The following is a 23,830-nucleotide window of genomic DNA, read 5'->3' as shown; positions in this document are numbered from 1 at the left end:
GGGCATCCCGGGAGGCGAAAGTCTGGCATTCGCCCTATCCGGCCTGGCACCGGGCGGCGAGAAAAGTATATTTCGCCCGCCTCAACCGCGCCGGCTGGGGGTGGCCGGTTTCATCGACAGGCCGTCGTGCCGGCCACCTGCCCGCGGCCACTTCACTTAGGAGAACAGCATGCAACCCCGCGCAGCGGCGCCGCAGGCGCTGGCGCAAGGGTCAGCGCGTGGTGAACGACCAGCTCAGGTCCACCGGCTGCGCCCCAAGCCGGCCCGTCACCCGCACGGTATAGCGCTGCTGGCTCGCCAGTGGCGCTACCGGCGTGCACAACGCCAGGCCGTGCGCCGCGCTGCTCAGGCCCGAGGAGCGGCTGTCGACCTTGATGCAGTCGACGTTGTTGCCTTGCGCATCAGTAATGACGAAGTTGTCGGCATCGAACTGCAGCGAGGTATTGATCGCCTGTAGCGATACCGGGTAGCCCATGGTGTGGCTTTCATAGCCCGGTGCCGGATTGGGGCTTTCCGTGTTGACCCAGTTGACCGGCACGTCGTTCTGGCCGTCGAACGGATAGGCCACCATCTGGTTGTCGCTGCCACCCTTGATCGGGTCGGCGAGGTCGACGGTCTGGTAGTAGCTGGCTGAAGTGCCGCTGCCGTTGGCGCCGACGCGCTCGGCAAAGCCGCTGCCGGCCGAGCCATAGCTGCCCAGCAGCGCGGCGCGGTGGAACGGCGCATCCACCAGGTCCGACACCAGTGCATCCTTGGGCGACATCGACAGCTGCGCATTGGCCAGCGAGGTCCAGCGGTTGGCGCCGGCCACCACTTCGGCGGTGGCGTCGGTAGGATAGGCGGCCTGGATGCGCTCATCGGCGGTGGCGCCGGTGTAGCCCGGATTGGCGCTGCTCTCATCGTGCGTCAACGTGGCGTTGGCCAGCATATAGTCCGTGTGGGCCTGTGCGGCAGCGTTGAGCGGGTCGCGCGGGGCCAGCGGCGGCAGGCCCGCCTGCTCGCGACGATAGTTGGCATAGCACAGGCCCGCGGTGCGCGGCTCGTCCAGCACGCGATAGTCGCTGACCGCGCTGCCGCGCGCCGGCAGCAGCGAGACGCCGCTGCCCGATGCGGCGGCAGGCACCGGACCGCTGACGGTATAGCAGGCCCCCGCCGTGGTGAGCGTAGAACCGGTGGGGGATGTCGGGGACGCAGACGTGGCTCCGCTCTGGCCGCCAGCGGGCGCGCCACCGTCGCCGCCATCGCCGCCGCCGCAGGCGGCCAGGGCCAGCACCGCGGCGGTACAGAGCGTGGTCAGGGCCAGCGTGGTGTGCCGCGCGCGGCGCGACGGCATGGCATGGCAATCGGCTGGCAAGCGTTTCCCAATCATCGGTCTGAAGCGTCGTGGTGGAGTTCGGCGAACTGGTCTGCCACGGGGTTTCGCGGCAGCGGACAACCGGCGCGGCAAAACCTCGCGGGCGCCGTGCAGAGGACGGGCTCGCTGTGGCTGCACCGGGGCAGAAAGGCCGCAAGATGGTATGGGGCGGGACCGCGACGGTCTAGCCCGCGAACAATTGCTTACGTGTGACCCGCGCGCGCCGCACCCGCGGCGACTTGGCCTTGCGCCAAGGTACGGCGGGGCCTCGTCAGCCCGCCGCCGCCACGTCGGCCATGCCGCTGCCGAGCGAGGCCATCACCGCCATCAGCTGCTCGCGCAGCCAGCGGTTGGCGCCGTCATTCTCGCCGCCCGCGTGCCAGTACAGGTGCAGCTCGAGCGACGGCACCTTGAACGGCAGCGACAGCAGCCGGTTGGCATACGGTTCATTGGCGATGCGCGCATAGCGCAGCGGCAGCGTGGCGAGCAGGTCCGTGCAGCTGACCACGCGGCACGCCGCGGCGTAATGCTGGCAGCGCAGCCGCACCCGGCGCGTCAGGCCCATGCGGTGCAGCGCCTGGTCTTCCAGTCCGGCCCCGCGCCGGCGCGACGACACATGCACGTGCTCGGCCGCCAGGTAGCGCTCCAGCGTCAGCTCCTTCTTCACCAGCGGATGATCACGCCGCGCCAGCACCACCATCGGGTCGGCCATGAACGGCGCGTGATGGATCGCGGGCGACACCGGCAGCAGGATGTCGAGCGCGGCGTCGAGCGTGCCAGCCAGCAGCTCCGATTCCATCTCGCGCCGGTCGAAGCGGATTGCGGCGATCTCCACCTGCGGCGCCATCGCCGTGACGCGGCTCATCAGCGGCGGCAACAGCGTCGACTCGAGCGCGTCGCGCATGCCGATGGTAAAGCGGCGCACGGTGTTGGTGGGGTCGAAGTGCGGCGTATCCTGCAGCGTGCGCGCGAACGACTGCAGCGCGCTGCGCACCTCGGCCGCCAGCGAACGGGCCAGCGGCGTGGGCGCCATGCCCTGCCCACGGCGCTCGAACAGCGGATCGTCGAACAGCGTGCGCAGTCGGCCCAGCGCGTGGCTGACCGCCGGCTGCGTCAGGTTGAGCTGGCGCGCGGCCGCGGTGATACTGCCTTCGCTGTAGATGGCGTCGAACACGACGAAGAGGTTGAGGTCGATGCGGGCGAGCTGCATGCCGGTGATTCTGGCACGGAATGCAGGGAATTGATACTGTCAAATCCAGAAAATTCATTTTTCTAATTAACGTCTTTAAGATAGAGTGCATTGCATCGGCCCAGTCCCAATTCTGCGATGAAGCCTTTCGGCGCCGATGCAATGCCGGCGCCCACTGATCCCGTAGCGAGGAGACCACATGGATTTCGAGTACAGCCCGAAGGTCAAGGAAATGCAGGCCAAGCTGCTGGCCTTCTTCGACCAGCACATCTATCCGAACGAAAAGCGCTTCGCCGAAGAGATCGACGCGAACCGCCGCGCCGGCAACGCGTGGATCCCGACCAAGGTGATCGAGGAACTGAAGCCGCTGGCCCGCGCTGCCGGCCTGTGGAACCTGTTCCTGCCGCGCTCGCCGCGCGCCCCGCAGGGTCTGTCGAACCTGGAATACGCCACGCTGTGCGAGATCATGGGCCGGGTGCCCTGGTCGGCCGAGGTGTTCAACTGCGCGGCCCCCGACACCGGCAACATGGAGACGCTGGAGCGCTACGCCTCCGAGGAACTAAAGGACAAGTGGCTTGAGCCGCTGCTGGCCGGCGAGATCCGCTCGGCCTTCCTGATGACCGAGCCCGCGGTGGCCTCGTCGGACGCGACCAATATCGAATGCCGCATCGAGCGCGATGGCGACCACTACGTGATCAACGGCACCAAGTGGTGGTCGTCGGGTGCCGGCGACCCGCGCTGCAAGGTCTACATCGTGATGGGCAAGACCAATCCCGACGCCGGCCGCCATGAGCAGCAGTCGATGGTCGTGGTGCCGGCCGATACCGCGGGCATCACCATCAAGCGTTTCCTGCCGGTGTTCGGTTACGACGACGCGCCGCACGGCCATATGGAAATCGAGCTGAAGAACGTGCGCGTGCCGGTCACCAACATCCTGCTGGGCGAAGGCCGCGGCTTCGAGATTGCGCAGGGCCGCCTCGGGCCGGGCCGCATCCACCACTGCATGCGCAGCATCGGCGTGGCCGAGCGCGCGCTGGAACTGCTGTGCAAGCGCGCGCTGTCGCGCGTGGCGTTCGGCAAGCCGGTGTCGAGCCAGGGCGTGACGCAGGAGCGCATCGCCGAAGCCCGCTGCGAGATCGAGATGGCGCGCCTGCTGACGCTCAAGGCTGCGTACATGATGGATACGGTTGGCAACAAGGTGGCCAAGGCCGAGATCGCGATGATCAAGGTGGTGGCCCCCAACGTGGCACTCAAGGTGATCGACTGGGCCATCCAGGTCCATGGCGCCGCCGGCGTGTCCAGCGATTTCCCGCTGGCCAACTGGTGGGCGCATCAGCGCACCCTGCGCCTTGCCGACGGCCCGGACGAGGTGCACCGCAACGCCATTGCCAAGCTGGAGCTGGCCAAGCACATGAACGTCAACCCGGACACCATCCGGATGCCGGTGGCACGCGGCTTCTGACCGCCCGGACGCGCCGGCGGGCCCGCCCCTGCCGGCAGTGTGGAAAACGCGCAGCCTGGCTGCGCGTTTTTTTCTTCTGTGCTTAAATCGCGCGGTTCGCCACGTCAGTGGTTGATGTGGCCGCTCCCACGAATGAAGCCAGGAGATCTTTTGCAATGATCGACGTCTACAGCTGGGCTACGCCCAATGGCCACAAAGTCCACATCATGCTTGAGGAGTGCGGACTGGAGTACCAGGTCCACCCGATCAATATCGGCGCCGGCGACCAGTTCGGCGAGGACTTCCTGAAGATCAGCCCCAACAACAAGATTCCCGCCATCGTCGACCCGGACGGTCCCGACGGCAAGCCGATCGCGCTGTTCGAATCGGGCGCGATCCTGCTCTACCTGGCCGGCAAGACCGGCAAGTTCCTGCCCGAGGACGTGCGCGGCAAGTACGAGGCACTGCAGTGGCTGATGTTCCAGATGGGCGGCGTGGGCCCGATGCTGGGCCAGGCGCATCACTTCCGCATTTATGCGCCCGAAAAGATCGAGTACGCGGTCAACCGCTACACCAATGAAGCCAGGCGCCTGTACGGCGTGATCGACACGCAGTTGTCGAAGCATGAATGGCTGGCCGGCGACCAGTACACCATCGCCGACATCGCCACCTTCCCCTGGCTACGCAGCTGGCAGAACCAGGGCGTCGAGCTGGACGACTACCCCCACCTGAAACGCTGGTTCAACGGGATCGCCGAGCGCCCCGCGGTCAAGCGCGGCGTGGAGGTGCTGGCCAGCGCGCGCAAGGCGCTGCAGGACGACAAGGCGCGCGAAGTGCTGTTCGGCGCCACCCAGTACAAGCGTCACTGAACGCGGCGCGCCAGCCGGCGGCTGCGCTGCATGCGCATGGCGCCCGCTGGCAGCCCGGCCATCAGGCCAGTGCCAGCGCAGTGCACCCCATGGCGTGTCCATCCGCGCGCCGGCCGCCGCCGCAGGCCACGCCGTCGTGCGGGGCATCGCCGGGCCCGAAGCAGCACAGCAGGCCGGTGCCCGGCACCAGCACGTCAAGCCGGCACGACTCATGCGCGTCCAGCGCGTAGAGCGTGCCAGGCTGCAGGAAAGCCATGTCGCCCCCGGCCCGCACCAGCGCGCCCTGCCAATGCAGGGCGATGGCGCCCCGGTAACACAGCGCCCAGCGCAGCCCGCGCGCCTGCAGGCGCCGGCCCCAGTCATCCGCCGGCCCATCCAGCTGGACAAACTCCGGGCGCATAGCCTGCTGCGCTGGCCGGTCATCCGCATCCGGCACATCCGTCAACGCCTGCGTTGGCGCCCCGCCCTCGGCGCCGGCGGGAGCAAGCGCGCCCAGCGCGCAGTGCCACGCGCCCGCGGGCATGGCCACGGGGCGCGCGGCGTCGGCCAGGCCTTGCGGCACCGCGCGCACCAGGATGGTGTCGGCCACCGCCTGCACCTGCATCGGCACGCCCGGCGCGGGTGCGAACAGTTCACCGCCGCCCACCAGCAAGCTGCCGCGGCCGGGCGAAGACAACCGCAGGCCGCCGCGCAGGCAAGCCCACCATTCATGGCAATCCGCTGAAAATTCCGGCTGGCGCTCGCCGGCGCAGAGGAAGACGTAGTCGCAGGTGCAGCCGAGGCCGGCAGCGGCGGCAAGCAAGCGTGGCTGGAATCCGGGAATGAAATCCGACGGCGCGCGGCGGTCGGCATCGCTGGCGCGCATGCGCGCCTCGAACAGCGTGAAGATCTGCATGGCAATCCCCCTGCAGGGCGACAGGCGCCATGCGCCTGTCCGCGCAGCCGGCGCACGCGTGGCGGCGTGACGCTCGGTCTGGCGCAATAACCCGTCTGGCGCGGCGCTGCGATGCAGGCCGCCCGGTTGATGCCATCGTGCCGCGCCAATGCCTGGCGCGCCCCTCAATTTGCGGATCGGACACCGATAGTGAGGAAGAGGATAAGTTGTCGTTGCCTCAAGGTCAAACCCTTAGCCTCAGACCACTCCGAACTTTTCATGATCCCATGCCTACTCGAAATCTCAGACTTTTCGGATTGCATCTCGCCTGGCTACGCAAGCAAAGAGGCTGGTCCCAAGAGACCCTCTCGCTCGAAAGCGGGCTGTCGCGCTCGTACCTGAGCGGCATTGAAAGCGGCAAGCGCAACCTGGCGCTGGCCAACATCTGCAGGCTGGCCGAGACCCTTGCCGTACCCACCGCCGAAATGCTCGACTTCAGCCGCCACGACGCCAGCCAGCTCCAGGTCGAGCAATCCCGTGCGCCGTTCGGCAACCGCCAGCGCGCGGCGATCGAGGCCACGGTGCACCACATGGCCGAGCTGAGCGAGCCCGAGCTGAACCTGGTGGCCGCGGTGGCGCGGGCGCTGGCGGGCAAGGGCAGCTTCCGCCCGGCGCTGGGACACACCAGTGCCGGCGCGCGCTCCGCACCCGATGCCGAGGCCAGCCCCGAAGCCTAGACCCCCAGCATGCCCTGCCGTTCGATAAAGCGGATCACCTCGTCCAGGCCCTGCCCGGACTTGACGCTGCCCATCACGAACGGCCGGGTGCCACGCATCTTGCGCGCATCGCTTTCCATCACCGGCAGCGATGCGCCCACATACGGCGCAAGGTCGGTCTTGTTGATCACCAGCAGGTCCGACTTGGTGATGCCCGGCCCTCCCTTCCTAGGAATCTTCTCGCCCCCGGCGACGTCGATGACGTAGATCGTCAAATCAGAAAGTTCTGGGCTGAAGGTCGCGGCCAGGTTGTCGCCGCCGGACTCGATGAAGACCACGTCGGCATCCGGGAAGCGCAACAGCATCCGATCCACCGCTTCAAGGTTGATCGATGCGTCCTCGCGGATCGCGGTGTGCGGGCAGCCGCCAGTTTCCACCCCCAGGATGCGCTCCGCCGGCAGCGCGCCGGAGATCGTCAACAGGCGCTGGTCTTCCTTGGTGTAGATGTCGTTGGTGATCGCGACCAGGTCATAGCGGTCGCGCATCGCCTTGCACAGCATTTCCAGCAACGTGGTCTTGCCGGAGCCGACGGGGCCGCCGACACCGACGCGCAGCGGAGGGTTGTTCTTGGTACGGGCGTTGGTCATGGTGGGTATCGGTTCAGGATCGGAACAAGCGGGAGTACTGCGTTTCGTGCCGTGCGCACAGCAGGCCCAGCATCGGGGAAAACGTCGACAGTTGCGGCGGCGTGGCGTCGGCGCGGCGCGCGGCTTCTGCAACGGTATCGAGCACCGCGCCGTGGAGGCGCCGCAGCATGTGCTGGCCAGCCACCTGGCCCAGCGGCACCGCCTTGATCGCCGCGGCCACCTGGTTCTCGGCCCAGTTGAAGCAGTAGGCGGCCAGCCCGTCGCGCGCCGCGATCTCCAGCGCCACGCAGGCGGCCGCAAAAGCCGTCGGCAGGCATGCCGGCGACAGCATCGCGAGGGTCTCGCGCAGCACCGGCGTGCCCCACTCCATCTGCGCAATCAGCCTGGCCAGCGACCAGCCCATCTGCGCCGTCTCCAGCCGCAACTCGGAGGTCTCGCGGGTGGCGTGGAACCAGTCATTCCATGCCTGTACCTGTGCGGTGTCGCCCGCCTGCCAGTATCGATGCAGCAGCAGCCACAGCGGCGCCTCGCATTGCGCCTGCACCTGCAGCAGGTTGTCGCGGATCCAGCGCTCGGCGCTCGGCGCATCCTGCACGCTGCCACATTCGATGGCGGCCTCGAGGCCTTGCGAATAACTGAAGCCGCCGATCGGCAATGCAGGCGAGGCAAGGTGAAGCAGCGAGATGAGTTGAGGGAGAGAGGTCATTACACGATCCTGCGCTTTGCGACGATTCGCTCCCCTCTCCCACCTGCGGGAGAGGGGAGCGCGGTGTCGGTGTGGGCGAGGTAATCAGGCTGGTTCACAACGTACCTTCATGTGTCAGCGCTAGCGGCAATTAATGCTTATGCACGCAGGAAGCGTCGTCAACATGACCCGCGTCGCCATGATCGTAGTCATGCCCATGCGAATGCCCATGATGCTCATGAAACACCGCCTGCGCCGCCGCATAGTCCTCCGCGAACGTCGCGTCATGCCCATGCTTGTGACCGCCGCCATAGGCGCCCGCCTCCGGCTCGAACGGCAGTTCGGCGCGTTCGGCGCGCACCCCCAGCCGCTGCAGCATGTCGGCCAGCACCGCGTCATATTCGAGCCGCAGGTAGTCGCGCCCGATCTCCACCGGCGTGTGCCGGTTGCCAAGGTGGTAGGCCGCGCGCATCAGCGCATGCGGGTCTTGCGTGCGCACTTCCAGCACGGATTCGGTGGCGGCTTGCACCTCGACGAAACTGCCGTCTTCCGCCACCAGCAGGTCGCCGCCGCGCAGCACCGTGCCGCGCGGCAGGAACAGCGCGGCGTCGGCGCCGTTGTCGAGCACCGCGCGCAGGCGGCTCTTGCTGCGGTCGGCGAAGGGCAGTACCAGCTTGGGTGCGCGGCGCACCAGCACCGGCGCAATGCCGTGCGGCGCGGTCAGGAGTTTGTCGATCTTCAGCATGGGTATTCCAAGGCAACTGCCCCGGCCGGTCAGAACAGGAAGTAGCGCTGCGCCATGGGCAGCTCGGTGGCGGGCTCGCACATCAGCAACTGGCCGTCGGCGACGACCTGGTAGGTCTCGGGATCGACCGTGACGTGCGGTTGCCAGTCATTGTGGACCATGTCTCGCTTGCTGACCGTGCGGGTGCCGCGCACGGCCGACAGCGTCTTGGCCAGGCCGTAGCGCTCGCCGATGCCGGCCGCCAGCGCCGCCTGCGACACAAAGGTCAGCGAAGAACGATGCAGGGCGCCGCCGGCCGCGGCAAACATCGGCCGGTAGTGCACCGGCTGCGGCGTCGGGATCGAGGCGTTGGGGTCGCCCATTGCCGCGGCGGCGATCATGCCGCCCTTGAGGATCAGGCTCGGCTTGACGCCAAAGAATGCCGGGCGCCACAGCACCAGGTCGGCCCACTTGCCGACCTCGACCGATCCCACCTCATGCGCGATGCCATGGGTCAACGCGGGATTGATCGTGTACTTGGCGACATAGCGCCTGACGCGGAAGTTGTCGTGCCCGCCGCGCGCATCGTGCGGATCGCCGGGCAGCTTGCCACGCTGCGCCGCCATCTTGTGCGCGGTCTGCCAGGTGCGGATGATGACCTCGCCGACGCGCCCCATCGCCTGCGAATCGCTCGAGATCATCGAGAACGCGCCGAGGTCGTGCAGGATGTCCTCGGCGGCGATGGTTTCGCGGCGGATGCGGCTTTCGGCGAAAGCGATGTCCTCGGCGATCGACGGGTCCAGGTGGTGGCACACCATCAGCATGTCGAGATGCTCGTCCAGCGTGTTGACCGTGTAGGGGCGCGTCGGGTTGGTCGAGGACGGCAGCACGTTGGCCTCGCCGCAGACCTTGATGATGTCCGGCGCATGGCCGCCGCCCGCGCCCTCGGTGTGGTACGTATGGATGGTGCGGCCCTTGAACGCGGCAATGGTGGTCTCGACAAAACCGGCCTCGTTGAGCGTATCGGTATGGATCGCGACCTGGGTGTCGGTCGCGTCCGCCACCGACAGGCAAGTGTCGATCGCCGCCGGCGTGGTGCCCCAGTCTTCGTGCAGCTTCAGGCCGATGGCGCCGGCTTCCACCTGCTCCAGGATCGGGCCTTGCTGGCTGGCGTTGCCCTTGCCCAGCAGGCCGATATTCATCGGATAGGCATCGGCCGCCTGCAGCATGCGCTCCATGTACCACGGCCCCGGCGTCACGGTGGTGGCGAAGGTTCCGGTGGCCGGGCCGGTGCCGCCGCCGATCATGGTGGTGACGCCGCTCATCAGCGCCTCTTCGATCTGCTGCGGGCAGATGAAGTGGATATGGCTGTCGATGCCGCCGGCCGTGACGATCATGCCTTCGGCCGCGATCACCTCGGTCCCCGGGCCCACCACGATGGTGACGCCCGGCTGGATATCGGGATTGCCGGCCTTGCCGATCGCTGCGATGCGTCCGTGCTTCAGGCCGATATCGGCCTTGACGATGCCCCAGTGGTCGATGATCAGCGCGTTGGTAATCACGGTGTCGACGCAGTCCTTCGCCATGCGCTGGCTCTGGCCCATGCCGTCGCGGATGACCTTGCCGCCGCCGAACTTCACTTCCTCGCCATAAATGGTGAAGTCCTTCTCGACTTCGACGATGAGACCCGTGTCGGCCAGCCGCAAACGGTCGCCGGTGGTCGGGCCGAACATCTCGGCATAGGCCTGCCTGGAAATCTTCGCCATCACAGCGCTCCCATGATCTTGCCGTTGAAGCCGTACACGATGCGGTCGCCGTCCAGCGCCACCAGCTCGACGGTGCGCGTCTGGCCGGGCTCGAAGCGCACCGCAGTGCCCGCGGCGATGTTCAGGCGGAAACCGCGCGCGGCCTCGCGCTCGAACGCAAGCGCGGCGTTGGTCTCGTAGAAGTGGAAGTGCGAGCCGACCTGGATCGGCCGGTCGCCGGTATTGGCCACGGTCACGCTGACCGTGGCGCGGCCGGCATTGAGTTCGATCTCGCCGTCGGCGGGCATCAGTTCACCGGGAATCATCGCGCTGCTCCTCAGGACACCAGCAGGCCCGCGCCGTACAGCGCGACGCCGGCGCCGGCGGCGCGCGCCAGCCAGCCGGCATGGCGGCGCAGCAGCGTGCCGGCGCCGATGCCCAGCAGGTGCAGCGCCATGGTGGCCGCGGCAAACCCGCCCACGTAGGCCAGCACCGCTGGCAGCGCGCCCGCGCTGGCGGGCAGTTCCGCGCCATGCGCATAGCCGTGGAACATGGCAAAGCCGCCAACCAGCAGCGTGCCGGCCCATGCCGGCAGCCTGGCGCGCAATGCCAGCAACAGGCCGATCACCAGCAGCGAAGCCGCAATCATCGGTTCGACCGCTGGCAGCGCCAGGCCGGCCAGCCCCAGCTCGGCACCCACCAGCATCAGCGCGACAAAGGCCAGCGGCAGTCGCAGCGTAGCGCCGGCGGAGCCCGCCACCAGCGCGCTCCATACGCCCACCGCGGCCATCGCCAGCAGGTGGTCGGCGCCGGTGAACGGGTGCGCCAGGCCGGCCCACAGGCTGGCGCCGACGGTGGCGGCATCGTGGCCGGGATGCGCCAGCGCGGCGCCGGCGGCAACGGTCAAGAATGCGCCCAGGGCAAGGCGGCGGCAAGCGGTACGGGTCATGGCGTTCCTCGGTTTGGCCGGGTGGTCGGCTGCGGTGATCAATGCGTTTTCAGACAATGGGATGGTGCACCGTGACCAGCTTGGTGCCGTCCGGGAAGGTGGCCTCGACCTGGATCTCGGGGATCATCTCGGCCACGCCGTCCATCACGTCCTCGCGCTGCAGCACGGTGGTGCCGGCGTGCATCAGCTCGGCCACGGTGCTGCCGTCGCGCGCGCCTTCCATGATGGCGGCGGTGATCAGCGCCACCGCTTCCGGGTAGTTCAGCTTGAGCCCGCGGGCCTTGCGCCGCTCGGCCAGCAGCGCGGCGGTGAAGATCAGCAACTTGTCTTTCTCTCGCGGCGTCAGTTCCATGCCTGGTTCCTTGTACTTGCTCGATTGTCGTTTGGCGGGCTACGTGGCCCACAGCCGCAGCGGCCGCGCCGCGACGCCATGGATCGGCATGCGCAGCACCTGCCAGCTGTCGGTCATGACGTGGCGCACCGCTTCCATGTGCCGGCCCAGCACGCGCAGCAGCAGCATCGACTGGCCGTGGGCGGCCAGGCACGTCACGCCGGCGCGCAACGCCGGCGTATAGGGCAGCCGCTCGGCCAGCGCTTCCGCAAGTTCCTGCGTGGCGCCGGCGCCGACGGCCCACAGCGTGCCCAGCACGTTCAGCCCGTCCAGCGCCGCCACGGCGGTGCGCAGCGGCGAGGCCGCTTCCAGCTGCGATTGTTCGATCCACAGCGCGCGTGCGCCGGCGCCGATGCGGGTGTCCAGCCACAGCGCGCCGCGCGTCCACTGCTCGCCCGACGCCTGCCGGCCGAGCACCACGGCATCCCAGCCGATCGCGCTGCCGCCCGGCGCCACGTCGAGCACGGTCGAAATCCGCACCCGCGCGTCGTCAAAGACGATGTTCTCCTGCGGCAGCCAGTCCAGCCGCGCGCCCTCGCCCACCGCCATCCGCACTTGCTGTGACGCATCGCGGCCGAGCGACTTGTACCACTTGGTGGCGCCGGGCGTCGCCAGCACGGCGTGCGCGCCGGCCTCCACCGCCACGTCGATCTCCAGGCTGTCGCCACCCGCGACCCCCGCCGGCGGGTGCAGGATCACCGCGTGGCAGATGGCGCCTTCCGGGTACAACGGCTTCTGCACCAGCAGCGGGCCCCGATGGCGGCGCTCAGTCAGCGCGGTGCGCTCACCGCGCCGCGCAAAGCGCAAGTGCAGCGTGGCCTGCCATGCTGCCGGCAGCATGGCGACGGACGAAGGGAAATCGGGATGGCGCATGGCTGGCGAAGGGCTTGTGCGCGCTTTATACGGCGATCAGCTCGCGCACGCCGTCCTGCTCCATGCTGGCGCCGGCGCCGCGCGCCACCACTTCGCCGCGGCTCATCACCACATAGTGGTCGGCAATCTGCCGCGCGAATTCGTAGTACTGCTCGACCAGCAGCACCGTCATGCCGAACTCGTCGACCAACAGCCGCAAGGCGCGGCCGATGTCCTGGATGATTGAGGGCTGGATGCCTTCGGTCGGTTCGTCCAGGATCAGCAGGCCCGGCTCGCTCATCAGCGCGCGCCCGATTGCCAGTTGCTGCTGCTGCCCGCCGGACAGGTCGCCGCCGCGGCGCAGGCGCATGGTGCGCAGCACCGGGAACAGCTGGTAGATGCGCTCCGGCACGCCCGCGGGCCGCGCGCGGCTGGCGGCGCCGATCAGCAGGTTCTCCTCGACCGTCAGCCGCGGGAAGATCTCGCGCCCCTGCGGCACATAGGCCAGCCCCGCGGACACCCGCTCATAAGGCGCCTTCTTTTCCAGGGCCTTGCCGTCCCAATGGATGCTGCCGCTGCGCGTCGGCACCACGCCCATCAGGCATTTCAGCAGCGTGCTCTTGCCTACGCCGTTGCGGCCGAGCAGCGTGGTCAGCCGGCCCGCCGGCACTTCGAAGCTGACGTTGCGCAGGATATGGCTGCCGCCGTAGAACTGGTTCAGTGCATTGACCTGCAGCATGCCTATCTCCCCAGGTAGGATTCAATCACGCGCTCGTCGCGCTTGACGCTGTCGAGCGTGCCTTCGGCCAGCACACTGCCCTCGGCCAGCACCGTGACCTTGCCGGCATCTCCGGCCAGCGCGGCGACAAACTCCATGTCGTGTTCCACCACCATCATCGAGCAGCTGCCGCGCAGGCCGTTGAGCAGGCCGGCAAGCTGCATGGTCTCTTCATCGGTCATGCCGGCCACCGGCTCGTCGAGCAGCAACAGCTGCGGCTGCTGCATCAGCAGCATGCCGATCTCCAGCCGCTGCTTCTGTCCGTGCGACAGCATCCCCGCGGGCCGGTAGGCCTCGGCCTCCAGGCCGGTCAGCGCCAGGGTCTCTTCGATGCGGCGATGCCCCGCCGGGGTCAGGCGCGCGCGCAGCGACGACCACCAGCGCTTGTCGGCCTGCATCGCCAGTTCCAGGTTCTCCCACACCGCATGCTGCTCGAACACGGTGGGCTTCTGGAACTTGCGGCCGATGCCCACCTGTGCGATGCGCGGCTCGGTCATGCGCATCAGGTCGATGGTCTGGCCGAGGAACACGCGTCCGCTGACACTGGCGTTGCGCGGCCCGGTCTTGCCGGTGATGACATCCATCATGGTGGTCTTGCCGGCGCCGTTGGGGCCGATCACGCAGCGCAGCTCGCCATGGTCGATCGACAGGTTCAGTTGGTTGAGCGCGCGGAAACCGTCGAACTGCACGGTGAGGTCTTCCAGGTAGAGGATCGGGCCGTGCGACACATCGATGGTGCCCGGCTCGAGCACGCGGCCCAGGCCGGTGGCATCGCCGCTTTCGGCCTGGCCATGCTGAAGCGCGGCGTTCATGCTTCACCTCCGGTGCGGCCCGCGACGACGGGCGCGGAAACGGGTTCCGGCGCAAGCGGTGCCGGCGCGGCGCGACGCTGGCGCAGGCGTGTCCACAGCCCCGTTACGCCATCTGGCAGGTACAGCGTCACCAGCACGAACATCGCGCCCAGCAGGAACAGCCAGTATTCGGCAAAGTGGGCGGTGAACAGGGTCTTGGCGCCATTGACCAGGAACGCGCCGATCACCGGCCCGATCAGCGTGCCGCGCCCGCCAACGGCGACCCACACTGCCATCTCGATCGAGTTGCCGGGCGACATCTCGCCCGGGTTGATGATGCCGACCTGCGGCACGTAGAGCGCACCGGCGATGCCGCACAGCACCGCCGAGAAGGTCCACACGAACAGCTTGTAGCCGAGCGGGCTGTAGCCGGAGAACATCACGCGCATCTCGGCATCGCGCACCGCCGCGACCACGCGGCCGAGCTTCGAGGTGACGATGTAGCGGCAGGCGATGAAGCCGGCCAGCAGCGCCAGGAAGGTCAGCACGAACAGCGCCGTGCGCGTCTGCGGCGCGGCGATGGCGAACCCGGCGATGCGCTTGAAGTCGGTAAAGCCGTTGTTGCCGCCGAAGCCGGTCTCGTTGCGGAAGAACAGCAGCATCGCCGCATACGTCATGGCCTGCGTGATGATCGACAGGTACACGCCCTTGATGCGCGAACGGAAGGCAAAGAAGCCGAACAGCCACGCCAGTACGCCCGGCACCAGCACTACCAGCAGCAGCACATAGCCGAGGTGGTCGGTGCCGTGCCAGAACCACGGCAGTTCCTTCCAGTCGAGGAACACCATGAAGTCCGGCAATTCGCTTTGATATACGCCCTCGCGGCCGATCGAACGCATCAGGTACATGCCCATAGCATAGCCGCCCAGCGCGAAGAACAGGCCATGGCCGAGGCTGAGGATGCCGCAGTAGCCCCACACCAGGTCGAGCGCGATTGCCGCCAGCGCGAAGCACATGATCTTGCCGACCAGCGTCAGCGCGTACGCCGACAGGTGCAGCGGGTGGCCTTCCGGCACCAGCAGCGCACCCACCGGCACGCCGATGCCGACGATCACCGCCAGTGCGAGCAGCGCGATCCAGCCGCGCGGCGAGAACAGCGGCTGGCGTTCGGGCACGGCAAGCCGGAACGGTGCCGCGGAAGAATCAGTCTGGAATCGCTGCATCATGCCTCCGCGCTGCGCCCCTTGAGCGCGAACAGTCCCTGCGGCCGCTTCTGGATAAACAGCACGATCAGCACCAGGACGAAGATCTTGGCCAGCACCGCGCCGTAGAACGGCTCGATGAACTTGTTGAGGATGCCCAGCCCGAATGCACCGACGATGGTCCCCGCCAGCTGCCCGACGCCACCCAGCACCACCACCATGAATGAGTCGATGATGTAGGCCTGGCCGAGGTCAGGCCCGACATTGCCGATCTGCGACAGTGCGCAGCCGCCCAGCCCAGCAATGCCGGCGCCGAAGGCAAAGGCGTAGCTGTCGACCCGCCACGTGCGCACGCCGACGCACGCCGCCATGGTGCGGTTCTGCGTGGTCGCGCGCACGAACAGCCCCAGCCGGGTGCGGTTGAGCACCGCCCACGCCACCATCACCACCGCCAGGGCGAACAGGATGATGACCACGCGGTTGTAGGGGATCACCAGTCCCGACATCGATGCGAAGCCGCCGCTCATCCACCCGGGATTGGCGACCTCGACGTTCTGTGCGCCGAACAGCGTGCGCACCGCCTGCATCAGCAGCAGGCTCACGCCGAAAGTGGCCAGCAGGGTTTCCAGCGGGCGCCCGTACAAGTGGCGCAGCACCAGACGCTCAAGCACGAAGCCCACCATGGCGGCAGCGAGGAACGACGCCGGCAATGCCGCCGGCAGATACCAGTCGAACGCACCGGGCGCGTAGGCGCGGAACAGCGACTGCACCACGTAGGTGGCATAGGCGCCGATCATCAGGAACTCGCCGTGCGCCATGTTGATCACGCCGATCAGGCCATAGGTGATGGCGAGCCCGAGTGCGGCCAGCAGCAGCACGCTGCCCAGGCTCAGTCCGGCGAACAGGTTGCCGATCACTTCGGCGCGGCGCTGGTCGCCCTGCAGCGTGTCCAGCGCCTGCTGCGCGGCCACGCGCACGCTGCCATCAGGCTCGCGGTAGCGGCCGGCACTGTCGCGCTCCACCAGCGGCGCCAGCTTCTGGCGGCTCTGCGGGTTGCTGTCGCTGCCGAGGATGCGGATGGCTTCAAGCCGCGCGTCATGCGCTGCGGGGTCAGCCGGCTCGGCCAGCACCAGGTTGGCCCAGATCACGTCCAGGCTGGTGCGCAGGCCGGCATCGGCCTCATTCTTGCGCGCGGCTTCGACCGCGGCGCGCGAGGCGCTTTCCGGCTGGGCGCGCAGCGTGGCGACCGCCTGCGCACGCACCGCGATGTCGGGTGACTGCAGCAGCAGGCTGCTGGCGGCGCTGTCGACCAGCGCACGCAGGCTGTTGTTCAGTGTCAGGGACTCCAGTTCGTCGGCTTTCACCGCGACTGGCTTGCCGGTAATGGCATCGACGGTCTTATCGCCGTCCTGGCGCACCATGCCGACCGACGCTGCGTATTGCAGCGCGTCGTCCTGCAGGGCCTTCAGGATCGGGCCGGCCTGCTCGGGCGGGGCCTTCGCGAGCGCGGTCAGTGCCGCGGTCTTGGCATCGAAATCGTCTTCGGCCAGCGGCTTCAGGTCGGCCTGCGTCAGCGCCGCGGCCCACGGCGCAGCCGCCAGCAGCAACGCCGACAGCAGGGCGCGCAGCCATGGCATGGCCATTGTCGGAAGTAGTTTGGGCATAGTGGCTGGCGCAGTGGCGGCGCTTCAGCGCCTTGTTGTTCTGGTGTGCGAAAGGGGGCGATGCGCTCCCTCCCCCGCCTTGCGGGAGAGGGAAGCCATCGTCACGGAGCCAGACTGGCGTCCGCTTACATCACCTTGTCCGGCTTGCCTTCGTTACCCGCGATGAACGGGCTCCACGGCTGCGCACGCACCGCCTTCGGCGTCTTCCACACCACCGAGAACTGGCCGTCGCCCTTGACTTCGCCGATCATCACCGGCTTGTACAGGTGGTGGTTCTCACCCATCGTCAGCGTGAAGCCGTCCGGTGCCTTGAAGGTCTGGCCGTACATGGCGGCGCGCACCTTGTTGGTATCGGTGCTGCCGGCCTTCTTCACGGCCTGCGCCCACATGTGGATGCCGACGTAGGTGGCTTCCATCGGATCGTTGGTCACGCGCTTGTCGCCGCCGGGCAGGTTGTTGGCCTTGACCCAGGCCGCCCACTGCTTGCGGAAGGCGTCGTTCTCGGGATTCTTGACCGACATGAAGTAGTTCCACGCGGCCAGGTGGCCCACCAGCGGCTTGGTGTCGATACCGCGCAGCTCTTCTTCACCGACCGAGAACGCCACCACCGGCACGTCCTTGGCCTTGAGCCCGGCGTTCCCCAGTTCCTTGTAGAACGGCACGTTGGAATCGCCGTTGATGGTCGAGACCACCGCGGTCTTGCCGCCCTGCGAGAACTTCTTGATATTGGCGACGATGGTCTGGTAGTCGCTGTGGCCGAATGGGGTATAGACCTCTTCGATGTCCTTGTCGGCAACCCCCTTGCTCTTCAGGAAGGCGCGCAGGATCTTGTTGGTGGTGCGCGGGTAGACGTAGTCGGTGCCGAGCAGGAAGAACCGTTTGGCGCCACCGCCCTCCTTGCTCATCAGGTATTCCACCGCCGGGATGGCCTGCTGGTTGGGCGCGGCGCCGGTGTAGAAGACGTTCTTCGACATTTCCTCGCCTTCGTACTGCACCGGGTAGAACAGCAGCGCGTTCAGCTCTTCGTAGACCGGCAGCACGGACTTGCGCGACACCGATGTCCAGCAGCCGAAGGTCACCGCCACCTTGTCCTTGCTGACCAGCTGGCGCGCCTTCTCGGCGAACAGCGGCCAGTTCGACGCCGGGTCCACCACCACTGGCTCCAGCTTGCGCCCCAGCACGCCGCCGCTCTTGTTGATTTCGTCGATGGTCATCAGGGCCACGTCCTTCAGCGACGTTTCCGAAATGGCCATGGTGCCGGACAGCGAATGCAGGATGCCGACCTTGATCGGCTCCTTGGACTGCGCCAGCGCCAGCGGGCTGGTACCGATCATCGCCGCGGCGGCTATCGCCGACAGCTTCAGCATGTCACGTCGTTGCATTTGCAGCTCCCGTTTATGGTGTTGGTCAGGGACTACGCTCCCCGGGTGATGCATCTGCAACTAGCGTGCCAACCGACAACCCGCGCCTGGCGCGGCCCCAGGCGGCGCGCGCGGCCGAATGCCGGCCACAGTGCTCGCGCGCACCATCACCGTGCAGCGCAATCACGCACTGCGACAGTGCGTGCCAGCCATGGCGGGCGATCACGGTGCATGACGCACACAGGCGGACCGGGCTTGCGCCACCGTGGCGCCATGGGCAAGCGCCGGCCTACCCGCACCATGGCCGGTTTCAATTAAGCCGCCGCTTAAACCCGGATTCGAATGCATGTAAATCAGTACATTCAATGATTAAGACCGGAGCGCCGCCCGACTACGGTGAAAGCTGGCCGCGGTCTTTCCCGTGCGACGGCGGCCCAGGCATTTCCCGGACCACACAAGGAAGGAGAAATCATGCCGTACGCTGCCGACCCCAACGCATCCTCCGATGAGCCGCAGTTGCCGCTGCGCGCCACCCCTCCCTGGCGCCAGCGCCGCGGCAAGCTGGCCCTGGCGGCGCTTGCGCTGACGCTGGGCGCTTGCGGCGGCGGTGGCGGCGAATCACCGCCACCGTCGCCACCGCCGCTCACGCCCACCGCCGGCTGCGAGCTGGATGGCAGCACCGGCGGCCAGGCCGTGGTCCTGCCAGGCGACCCCAACGCGCCGGAGCAGGCCACCGGCTACGCGCCCAAGGTCACCGTCTATAGCAAGACCTATATGGCCGTGACCAACAACCCGGTCTCGACCAAGGCAGCGTGCGACGTGCTGAAGGCCGGCGGCACCGCGATCGACGCCGCCGTGGCGGCGCAGATGGTGCTGAACCTGGTCGAGCCGCAATCGTCGGGCATCGGCGGCGGCACCTTTATCCTGCATTACGACGCCGCGACCCGCCAGGTCACCGCCTACGACGGCCGCGAGACCGCGCCCGCCGCCGCCGATGAAAACTACCTGCGCTGGAAGTCGGCGACCGACCAGACCGCGCCGCTGCCCACCGCGATCCGCAGCGGCCGCTCCATCGGCACCCCCGGCACGCTGCGCGTGCTCGAGCTGGCCCACCGCGACTACGGCAAGACCGCGTGGAAGGAGTTGTTCGCGCCGGCGATCAAGCTGGCCGTCGACGGCTTTGCGATTCCGCCGCGCATGGCCGCCGCGATCTCGGACAGCGCCACCGTGGCCAACATCAAGCGCGATCCCGAGATGGCTGCCTACTTCCTGAACCCCGACGGCACGCCGCGCGCGGTCAACACCATGCTGCGCAATCCCGCGCTGGCGGCGGTGTTTACCGCCATCGCCGTGGGCGGCGCCGACGTGTTCTACAAGAACGGCCCGATCGCCCAGGCTATCGTCAACAAGATCCAGACCACCTACGACGGCACCACCACGCCCGGTGTGACCACGCTGGACGACCTGGCCAACTACCAGGCCAAGAAGCGCACGCCGGTGTGCACCACCTACCGGCAGTACGAGGTGTGCGGCATGCCGCCGCCGTCGTCGGGCGGCATCGCGGTGGCGCAGATCCTGGGTATCGTCGAGAACTTCGACATGGCGGCGCAGAAGCCCACGCTGGTTGACCAGAATGGCGGCCGGCCCAGCGTGCTGGGCGTCCACCTGATGGGCGAAGCCGGACACCTGGCCTACGCCGACCGCAACAAGTACGTGGCCGACACCGACTTCATCCCGTTGCCCGGCGGCACCTGGGACACCATGCTGAACAAGCCCTACCTGAGCCAGCGTGCCAGCCTGATCAGCACCACCAGTTCGATGGTGACGCCGGTGGCGGCGGGCAACCTCGGCGACGTGCCGCTGGCGCCGTCGATGGTGGAGGAACGGGGTACCACGCACCTGTCGCTGCACGACAAGTACGGCAACGTGGTGGCGATGACCACCACCATCGAGTCGGGCCTGGGCTCGTATCACATGACCAACGGCTTCCTGCTCAACAACGAGCTGACCGACTTCAATGCCGATCCGGCGCCCGGCGGTGTGCTGGTGGCCAACCGGCTGCAGCCGGGCAAGCGCCCGCGCAGTTCGATGGCACCGACGCTGGTGTTCCGGCGCAATGGCGACGGCTCGCGTGGCGACTTCTACATGACCACCGGCTCGCCCGGCGGCGCCACCATCATCCAGTACGTGGCCAAGACCCTGGTGGCATCGCTGGACTGGGGCATGGATGCGCAGCAGGCGGTGTCGATGATCGACTTCGGCGGCTCCAACGGCGCTGGCTCGGCCATGATCGTCGGCGGCGAGCATCCCAATGTCGACACCAGCACGCCGGCCGGCGGCCTGCCAGGCGACAACGACCCGCTGGTGCGGGGCTTGCGCAACCTCGGCCATACGGTGAATGTCGCGGCGCAGTCTAGCGGCCTGAGCGCGATTATCCGCTCCACCATCGGCGGCACCGCGGTGCTGGTGGGCGGCGCGGACCCGCGCCGCGAGGGCGTGGTGCTGGGCGATACCTTCAAGCCCTGACGAGGTCGCGGCAAAGCAAAACGGGGCCCCTCGCGGGGCCCCGTTTGTCGATGCCAGGATGCCAGGACAGCGCAGCCCTTACATCACCATCATGTTGGCGTTCAGGTTGTGCATGATCCACAGCGAACCCGCCACCACGATCACCAGGATCAGCGCCGTAAACAGCAGCGCGATCACGTTGCTGCGCTGTTCGGACGACGAGTCCAGGTGCAGGAAGTACTTCAGGTGCACGATCATCTGGACCACGGCCATGCCCAGGATGATCCACAGCATGGTGCCCTTGTCCATGGTGCCGTCCATCACGATCTTGAACGGGATCACCGTCAGGATCACGGCCAGGATAAAGCCGATCGCGTAGGACTTGAAGCTGGCGTGGCCGCCAGCATGGCTGTCGTGCGCGTGCGAGTCGTGGGCGCCGTGCGCCGCCGGTGCGTTGTGTTGTGCCATCACAGATGTCCCATCAGGTAGACCACGGTAAACACGCCGATCCAGACCACGTCCAGGAAGTGCCAGAACAGCGACAGGCACATCAGGCGCTTGCTGAGCGTCGGGGTGATGCCCTTCTTGCCCAGCTGCCACATCAGCACGATCATCCACAGCATGCCGCTGGCGACGTGCAGGCCGTGGGTGCCGACCAGCGTGAAGAACGACGACAGGAACGCGCTGCGGCCCGGGCCGGCGCCTTCGGCAATCAGGTGGTGGAACTCGTTGATTTCCATCGCCATGAACGCGAGGCCCAGCAGGAACGTGATGCCGAGCCAGGTCTGCACGTGCTTCAGGCTGCGGTTCTGCAGCGAGATCATCGCCATGCCGTACGTGATCGAGGAGAACAGCAGGATGAAGGTCTCCACCAGCACGTAGTTGAGCTCGAACAGCTCCTTCGCCGACGGGCCGCCTGCCAGTTCGCCGCGCAGCACGGCGAAGGCCGCGAACAGCCCGGCGAAGATGATGCAGTCGCTCATCAGGTAGATCCAGAAGCCATACACCGTATTGGCACTGGTATCGTGGTGCGCATGGTCATGGCCGTGCGCACCGGCCTGAGCCGGGGCGCCTGCCTGCGCGGGGATGCGGTCTAGGACTTGAGTCGACATGGTTCTCAGGCTTGCGAAGCAATGCGCTGCAGATGGCGCGTTTCGATCTGCTCGACCTCGGTGGCCGGCACGTAGTAGTCGATGTGGTCGTCGTTGCTGCGGTGGATGAACGCCCAGATCATGCCGACCAGGCCAACCACCACCAGCCACCAGATGTGCCAGGTCAGGGCAAAGCCGAACACCAGACTGAAGGCGCCGATGTAGAAGCCCGCGCCCGTGTTCCTGGGCATGTGGATCTTCTCGTAGCCTTCGGTCGGCAGGGTTTCGCCACGGGCCTTCATGTCGGCGAACGCGTCCAGGTCACGCACCACCGGGGTGTGCGCGAAGTTGTAGAACGGCGGCGGCGACGAAGTAGCCCACTCCAGGGTGCGACCGCCCCACGGGTCGCCAGTGACGTCGGCCAGCTGCTTGCGGTCGCGGATCGACACCACGATTTGCAGCACCTGGAAGAAGATGCCCAGCGCGACGAACACCACGCCCACCACGGCCAGGTACAGCCACGGCGTCCAGGCCGGGTTGTCGGTGTGGTTCAGGCGGCGGGTCATGCCCATCAGGCCCAGCACGTACAGCGGCATGAAGGCGAAGTAGAAGCCCACCAGCCAGCACCAGAAGGCGCACTTGCCCAGGCGCTCGTTCAGCTTGAAGCCGAACGCCTTCGGCCACCAGTAGGTGATGCCGGCCAGGTAGCCGAACAGCACGCCGCCGATGATCACGTTATGGAAGTGGGCGATCAGGAACAGGCTGTTGTGCAGCACGAAGTCGGCGGCCGGCACGGCCATCAGCACGCCGGTCATGCCGCCGATCACGAAGGTGATCATGAAGCCCAGCGTCCACAGCACCGGCGTGGTCATCTGCACGCGGCCGCGGTACATCGTGAACAGCCAGTTGAAGATCTTCACCCCGGTCGGGATGGAGATGATCATGGTGGTGATGCCGAAGAACGCGTTGACGTTGGCGCCCGAGCCCATCGTGAAGAAGTGGTGCAGCCACACGATGAACGACAGCACCATGATCGCGGCGGTCGCGTACACCATGCCCTTGTAGCCGAACAGCTTCTTGCCCGAGAACGTGGCGATCACTTCAGAGAAGATACCGAACGCCGGCAGGATCAGGATGTACACCTCGGGGTGGCCCCAGATCCAGATCAGGTTCACGTACATCATGGCGTTGCCGCCACCATCGTTCGTGAAGAAGTGCATGCCGAGGTAGCGGTCCAGGCCCAGCAGCGCCAGGGTCACGGTCAGCACCGGGAAAGCGGCGACGATCAGCACGTTGGTGCACAGCGCGGTCCAGGTGAACACCGGCATGCGCATCAGCGTCATGCCCGGGGCGCGCATGCGCAGGATCGTCACCAGGAAGTTCACGCCGGTCAGCAGCGTGCCCAAGCCTGAGATCTGCAAGCTCCAGAGGTAGTAATCCACCCCTACGCCGGGGCTGAAGTCCAGGCCCGACAGCGGCGGGTAGGCCAGCCAGCCGGTCTTGGCGAACTCACCGACGCCCAGCGAGACATTGACCAGCATGGCGCCCGCCACGAACAGCCAGAACGACAGCGTGTTCAGGAACGGGAAGGCCACGTCGCGCGCGCCGATCTGCAGCGGCACGACCAGGTTCATCAGGCCGGTCATCAGCGGCATGGCCACGAAGAAGATCATGATCACGCCGTGGGCGGTGAAGATCTGGTCGTAGTGCTCGGGCGGCAGCACGCCGGTGGCGCCGTTGGTGGCCAGGGCCAACTGGGTGCGCATCATGACCGCGTCGGCAAAGCCGCGCAGCAGCATGACCAGCGCCACCAGGCAGTACATCACGCCGATCTTCTTGTGGTCGACCGAGGTGAACCACTCGTTCCAGAGGTAGCTCCACTTCTTGAAATAGGTGATCGCGCCAAACAGCGCGGCACCGCCCAGGGCGACGCCGGCCAGCACGACCATGATGATCGGCTCATGAAACGGAATCGCCGACAAACTCAACTTGCCAAACATCA

Annotated in this window: 23 protein-coding genes; 4 read left to right on the top strand and 19 right to left on the bottom strand. The window is 67.3% G+C overall.

What is annotated here, in order from left to right; genetic code table 11:
• Positions 1 to 211: 211 nt before the first annotated feature.
• A complete protein-coding gene (locus E5S69_RS27240) occupies positions 212 to 1,369 on the bottom strand; it encodes a CAP domain-containing protein (protein ID WP_171517568.1) in 1,158 nt (385 codons plus the stop codon).
• A 256-nt stretch (positions 1,370 to 1,625) separates the two neighbouring features.
• Positions 1,626 to 2,564, bottom strand: coding sequence for a LysR family transcriptional regulator (locus E5S69_RS27235; protein WP_171517567.1), 939 nt, complete (start codon positions 2,562 to 2,564; stop codon positions 1,626 to 1,628).
• Between the two features lie 178 nt (positions 2,565 to 2,742).
• Between E5S69_RS27235 and E5S69_RS27230 the strand changes: the two genes are divergently transcribed.
• Complete coding sequence (locus E5S69_RS27230; protein ID WP_171517566.1) at positions 2,743 to 4,005, top strand: acyl-CoA dehydrogenase family protein; 1,263 nt, start codon at positions 2,743 to 2,745, stop codon at positions 4,003 to 4,005.
• A 155-nt stretch (positions 4,006 to 4,160) separates the two neighbouring features.
• Entirely contained in the window at positions 4,161 to 4,853 is a 693-nt protein-coding gene (locus tag E5S69_RS27225) for a glutathione binding-like protein (RefSeq protein ID WP_171517565.1), read from the top strand.
• Positions 4,854 to 4,914: 61 nt separating this feature from the next.
• Here the strand turns inward: E5S69_RS27225 and E5S69_RS27220 are convergent, their stop codons facing one another.
• Entirely contained in the window at positions 4,915 to 5,748 is an 834-nt protein-coding gene (locus tag E5S69_RS27220; protein WP_171517564.1) for a hypothetical protein, read from the bottom strand.
• Positions 5,749 to 6,044: 296 nt separating this feature from the next.
• Here E5S69_RS27220 and E5S69_RS27215 point away from each other — a divergent pair, with 296 nt between their 5' ends.
• Positions 6,045 to 6,464 carry a helix-turn-helix domain-containing protein gene (locus tag E5S69_RS27215; RefSeq protein ID WP_236901445.1) on the top strand — a complete coding sequence of 140 codons (420 nt, stop codon included), beginning with the start codon at positions 6,045 to 6,047 and terminating at the stop codon, positions 6,462 to 6,464.
• Here E5S69_RS27215 and ureG read toward each other — a convergent pair.
• The 13 genes from ureG to urtA all read right to left on the bottom strand — a co-directional run bounded on the left by ureG (position 6,461) and on the right by urtA (position 18,253).
• Positions 6,461 to 7,090 (bottom strand): urease accessory protein UreG, encoded by a 630-nt coding sequence (gene ureG / locus E5S69_RS27210; RefSeq protein WP_171517562.1) that lies wholly within the window; start codon positions 7,088 to 7,090, stop codon positions 6,461 to 6,463. The genes E5S69_RS27215 and ureG overlap by 4 nt on opposite strands.
• 13 nt (positions 7,091 to 7,103) lie before the next feature.
• Positions 7,104 to 7,796, bottom strand: a complete 693-nt coding sequence (locus E5S69_RS27205) for an urease accessory protein UreF (RefSeq protein WP_171517561.1) — start codon at positions 7,794 to 7,796, stop codon at positions 7,104 to 7,106.
• Between the two features lie 130 nt (positions 7,797 to 7,926).
• Entirely contained in the window at positions 7,927 to 8,520 is a 594-nt protein-coding gene (ureE, locus tag E5S69_RS27200; RefSeq protein WP_171517560.1) for an urease accessory protein UreE, read from the bottom strand.
• A gap of 29 nt (positions 8,521 to 8,549) precedes the next feature.
• Positions 8,550 to 10,268: an urease subunit alpha gene (gene ureC / locus E5S69_RS27195; protein WP_336510618.1), complete on the bottom strand. Its 1,719-nt coding sequence runs from the start codon at positions 10,266 to 10,268 to the stop codon at positions 8,550 to 8,552.
• On the bottom strand, positions 10,265 to 10,570 hold the full coding sequence (locus E5S69_RS27190) for an urease subunit beta (protein ID WP_171517558.1): 306 nt from the start codon (positions 10,568 to 10,570) through the stop codon (positions 10,265 to 10,267). The genes ureC and E5S69_RS27190 overlap by 4 nt, the downstream gene beginning before the upstream one ends.
• A gap of 11 nt (positions 10,571 to 10,581) precedes the next feature.
• Positions 10,582 to 11,193 (bottom strand): HupE/UreJ family protein, encoded by a 612-nt coding sequence (locus E5S69_RS27185; protein ID WP_171517557.1) that lies wholly within the window; start codon positions 11,191 to 11,193, stop codon positions 10,582 to 10,584.
• A gap of 49 nt (positions 11,194 to 11,242) precedes the next feature.
• Positions 11,243 to 11,545 (bottom strand): urease subunit gamma, encoded by a 303-nt coding sequence (locus E5S69_RS27180; RefSeq protein WP_171517556.1) that lies wholly within the window; start codon positions 11,543 to 11,545, stop codon positions 11,243 to 11,245.
• Between the two features lie 39 nt (positions 11,546 to 11,584).
• Positions 11,585 to 12,457, bottom strand: a complete 873-nt coding sequence (locus tag E5S69_RS27175; protein ID WP_171517555.1) for an urease accessory protein UreD — start codon at positions 12,455 to 12,457, stop codon at positions 11,585 to 11,587.
• Between the two features lie 25 nt (positions 12,458 to 12,482).
• Positions 12,483 to 13,175 (bottom strand): urea ABC transporter ATP-binding subunit UrtE, encoded by a 693-nt coding sequence (urtE, locus tag E5S69_RS27170; protein ID WP_171517554.1) that lies wholly within the window; start codon positions 13,173 to 13,175, stop codon positions 12,483 to 12,485.
• A gap of 2 nt (positions 13,176 to 13,177) precedes the next feature.
• Complete coding sequence (gene urtD, locus E5S69_RS27165) at positions 13,178 to 14,026, bottom strand: urea ABC transporter ATP-binding protein UrtD (protein WP_171517553.1); 849 nt, start codon at positions 14,024 to 14,026, stop codon at positions 13,178 to 13,180.
• Positions 14,023 to 15,228: an urea ABC transporter permease subunit UrtC gene (urtC, locus tag E5S69_RS27160; RefSeq protein WP_171517624.1), complete on the bottom strand. Its 1,206-nt coding sequence runs from the start codon at positions 15,226 to 15,228 to the stop codon at positions 14,023 to 14,025. Before urtC ends, urtD begins: the two co-directional genes overlap by 4 nt.
• Complete coding sequence (urtB, locus tag E5S69_RS27155; RefSeq protein ID WP_236901449.1) at positions 15,228 to 16,850, bottom strand: urea ABC transporter permease subunit UrtB; 1,623 nt, start codon at positions 16,848 to 16,850, stop codon at positions 15,228 to 15,230. The genes urtC and urtB overlap by 1 nt, the downstream gene beginning before the upstream one ends.
• Before the next feature lie 146 nt (positions 16,851 to 16,996).
• Positions 16,997 to 18,253, bottom strand: a complete 1,257-nt coding sequence (gene urtA, locus E5S69_RS27150) for an urea ABC transporter substrate-binding protein (RefSeq protein ID WP_171517551.1) — start codon at positions 18,251 to 18,253, stop codon at positions 16,997 to 16,999.
• A 450-nt stretch (positions 18,254 to 18,703) separates the two neighbouring features.
• Here urtA and E5S69_RS27145 point away from each other — a divergent pair, with 450 nt between their 5' ends.
• Entirely contained in the window at positions 18,704 to 20,758 is a 2,055-nt protein-coding gene (locus E5S69_RS27145) for a gamma-glutamyltransferase family protein (protein ID WP_171517550.1), read from the top strand.
• A gap of 78 nt (positions 20,759 to 20,836) precedes the next feature.
• On the opposite strand, the gene cyoD is transcribed toward E5S69_RS27145, so the two are convergent.
• From cyoD to cyoB, 3 genes are read right to left on the bottom strand one after another with little or no spacing between them, the layout of a single operon-like run.
• Positions 20,837 to 21,205: a cytochrome o ubiquinol oxidase subunit IV gene (gene cyoD, locus E5S69_RS27140; RefSeq protein ID WP_171517549.1), complete on the bottom strand. Its 369-nt coding sequence runs from the start codon at positions 21,203 to 21,205 to the stop codon at positions 20,837 to 20,839.
• Positions 21,205 to 21,849: a cytochrome o ubiquinol oxidase subunit III gene (gene cyoC, locus E5S69_RS27135; protein WP_171517548.1), complete on the bottom strand. Its 645-nt coding sequence runs from the start codon at positions 21,847 to 21,849 to the stop codon at positions 21,205 to 21,207. Before cyoC ends, cyoD begins: the two co-directional genes overlap by 1 nt.
• A gap of 5 nt (positions 21,850 to 21,854) precedes the next feature.
• The gene (gene cyoB / locus E5S69_RS27130; protein WP_171517623.1) at positions 21,855 to 23,828 is read right to left on the bottom strand and encodes a cytochrome o ubiquinol oxidase subunit I; all 1,974 of its coding nucleotides are present in this window, start codon (positions 23,826 to 23,828) and stop codon (positions 21,855 to 21,857) included.
• Between the last annotated feature and the right edge of the window lie 2 nt (positions 23,829 to 23,830).

The organism is Cupriavidus necator, from assembly GCF_013141915.1.
GTDB lineage: Bacteria > Pseudomonadota > Gammaproteobacteria > Burkholderiales > Burkholderiaceae > Cupriavidus > Cupriavidus necator_B.
The sequence above is the reverse complement of the archived record's forward strand: the minus strand, read 5'-3'. Positions and strand labels throughout refer to the sequence as shown.

Excerpts from the sequence above, each read along its gene's own strand:
- E5S69_RS27240 (WP_171517568.1), bottom strand. The coding sequence starts at position 1,369 with ATGATTGGGAAACGCTTGCCAGCCGATTGCCATGCCATGCCGTCGCGC.
- E5S69_RS27235 (WP_171517567.1), bottom strand. The coding sequence starts at position 2,564 with ATGCAGCTCGCCCGCATCGACCTCAACCTCTTCGTCGTGTTCGACGCC.
- E5S69_RS27230 (WP_171517566.1), top strand. The coding sequence starts at position 2,743 with ATGGATTTCGAGTACAGCCCGAAGGTCAAGGAAATGCAGGCCAAGCTG.
- E5S69_RS27225 (WP_171517565.1), top strand. The coding sequence starts at position 4,161 with ATGATCGACGTCTACAGCTGGGCTACGCCCAATGGCCACAAAGTCCAC.
- E5S69_RS27220 (WP_171517564.1), bottom strand. The coding sequence starts at position 5,748 with ATGCAGATCTTCACGCTGTTCGAGGCGCGCATGCGCGCCAGCGATGCC.
- ureG (WP_171517562.1), bottom strand. The coding sequence starts at position 7,090 with ATGACCAACGCCCGTACCAAGAACAACCCTCCGCTGCGCGTCGGTGTC.
- E5S69_RS27205 (WP_171517561.1), bottom strand. The coding sequence starts at position 7,796 with ATGACCTCTCTCCCTCAACTCATCTCGCTGCTTCACCTTGCCTCGCCT.
- ureE (WP_171517560.1), bottom strand. The coding sequence starts at position 8,520 with ATGCTGAAGATCGACAAACTCCTGACCGCGCCGCACGGCATTGCGCCG.
- E5S69_RS27190 (WP_171517558.1), bottom strand. The coding sequence starts at position 10,570 with ATGATTCCCGGTGAACTGATGCCCGCCGACGGCGAGATCGAACTCAAT.
- E5S69_RS27185 (WP_171517557.1), bottom strand. The coding sequence starts at position 11,193 with ATGACCCGTACCGCTTGCCGCCGCCTTGCCCTGGGCGCATTCTTGACC.
- E5S69_RS27180 (WP_171517556.1), bottom strand. The coding sequence starts at position 11,545 with ATGGAACTGACGCCGCGAGAGAAAGACAAGTTGCTGATCTTCACCGCC.
- E5S69_RS27175 (WP_171517555.1), bottom strand. The coding sequence starts at position 12,457 with ATGCGCCATCCCGATTTCCCTTCGTCCGTCGCCATGCTGCCGGCAGCA.
- urtE (WP_171517554.1), bottom strand. The coding sequence starts at position 13,175 with ATGCTGCAGGTCAATGCACTGAACCAGTTCTACGGCGGCAGCCATATC.
- urtD (WP_171517553.1), bottom strand. The coding sequence starts at position 14,026 with ATGAACGCCGCGCTTCAGCATGGCCAGGCCGAAAGCGGCGATGCCACC.
- urtC (WP_171517624.1), bottom strand. The coding sequence starts at position 15,228 with ATGCAGCGATTCCAGACTGATTCTTCCGCGGCACCGTTCCGGCTTGCC.
- urtB (WP_236901449.1), bottom strand. The coding sequence starts at position 16,850 with ATGGCCATGCCATGGCTGCGCGCCCTGCTGTCGGCGTTGCTGCTGGCG.
- urtA (WP_171517551.1), bottom strand. The coding sequence starts at position 18,253 with ATGCAACGACGTGACATGCTGAAGCTGTCGGCGATAGCCGCCGCGGCG.
- E5S69_RS27145 (WP_171517550.1), top strand. The coding sequence starts at position 18,704 with ATGCCGTACGCTGCCGACCCCAACGCATCCTCCGATGAGCCGCAGTTG.
- cyoD (WP_171517549.1), bottom strand. The coding sequence starts at position 21,205 with ATGGCACAACACAACGCACCGGCGGCGCACGGCGCCCACGACTCGCAC.
- cyoC (WP_171517548.1), bottom strand. The coding sequence starts at position 21,849 with ATGTCGACTCAAGTCCTAGACCGCATCCCCGCGCAGGCAGGCGCCCCG.
- cyoB (WP_171517623.1), bottom strand. The coding sequence starts at position 23,828 with ATGTTTGGCAAGTTGAGTTTGTCGGCGATTCCGTTTCATGAGCCGATC.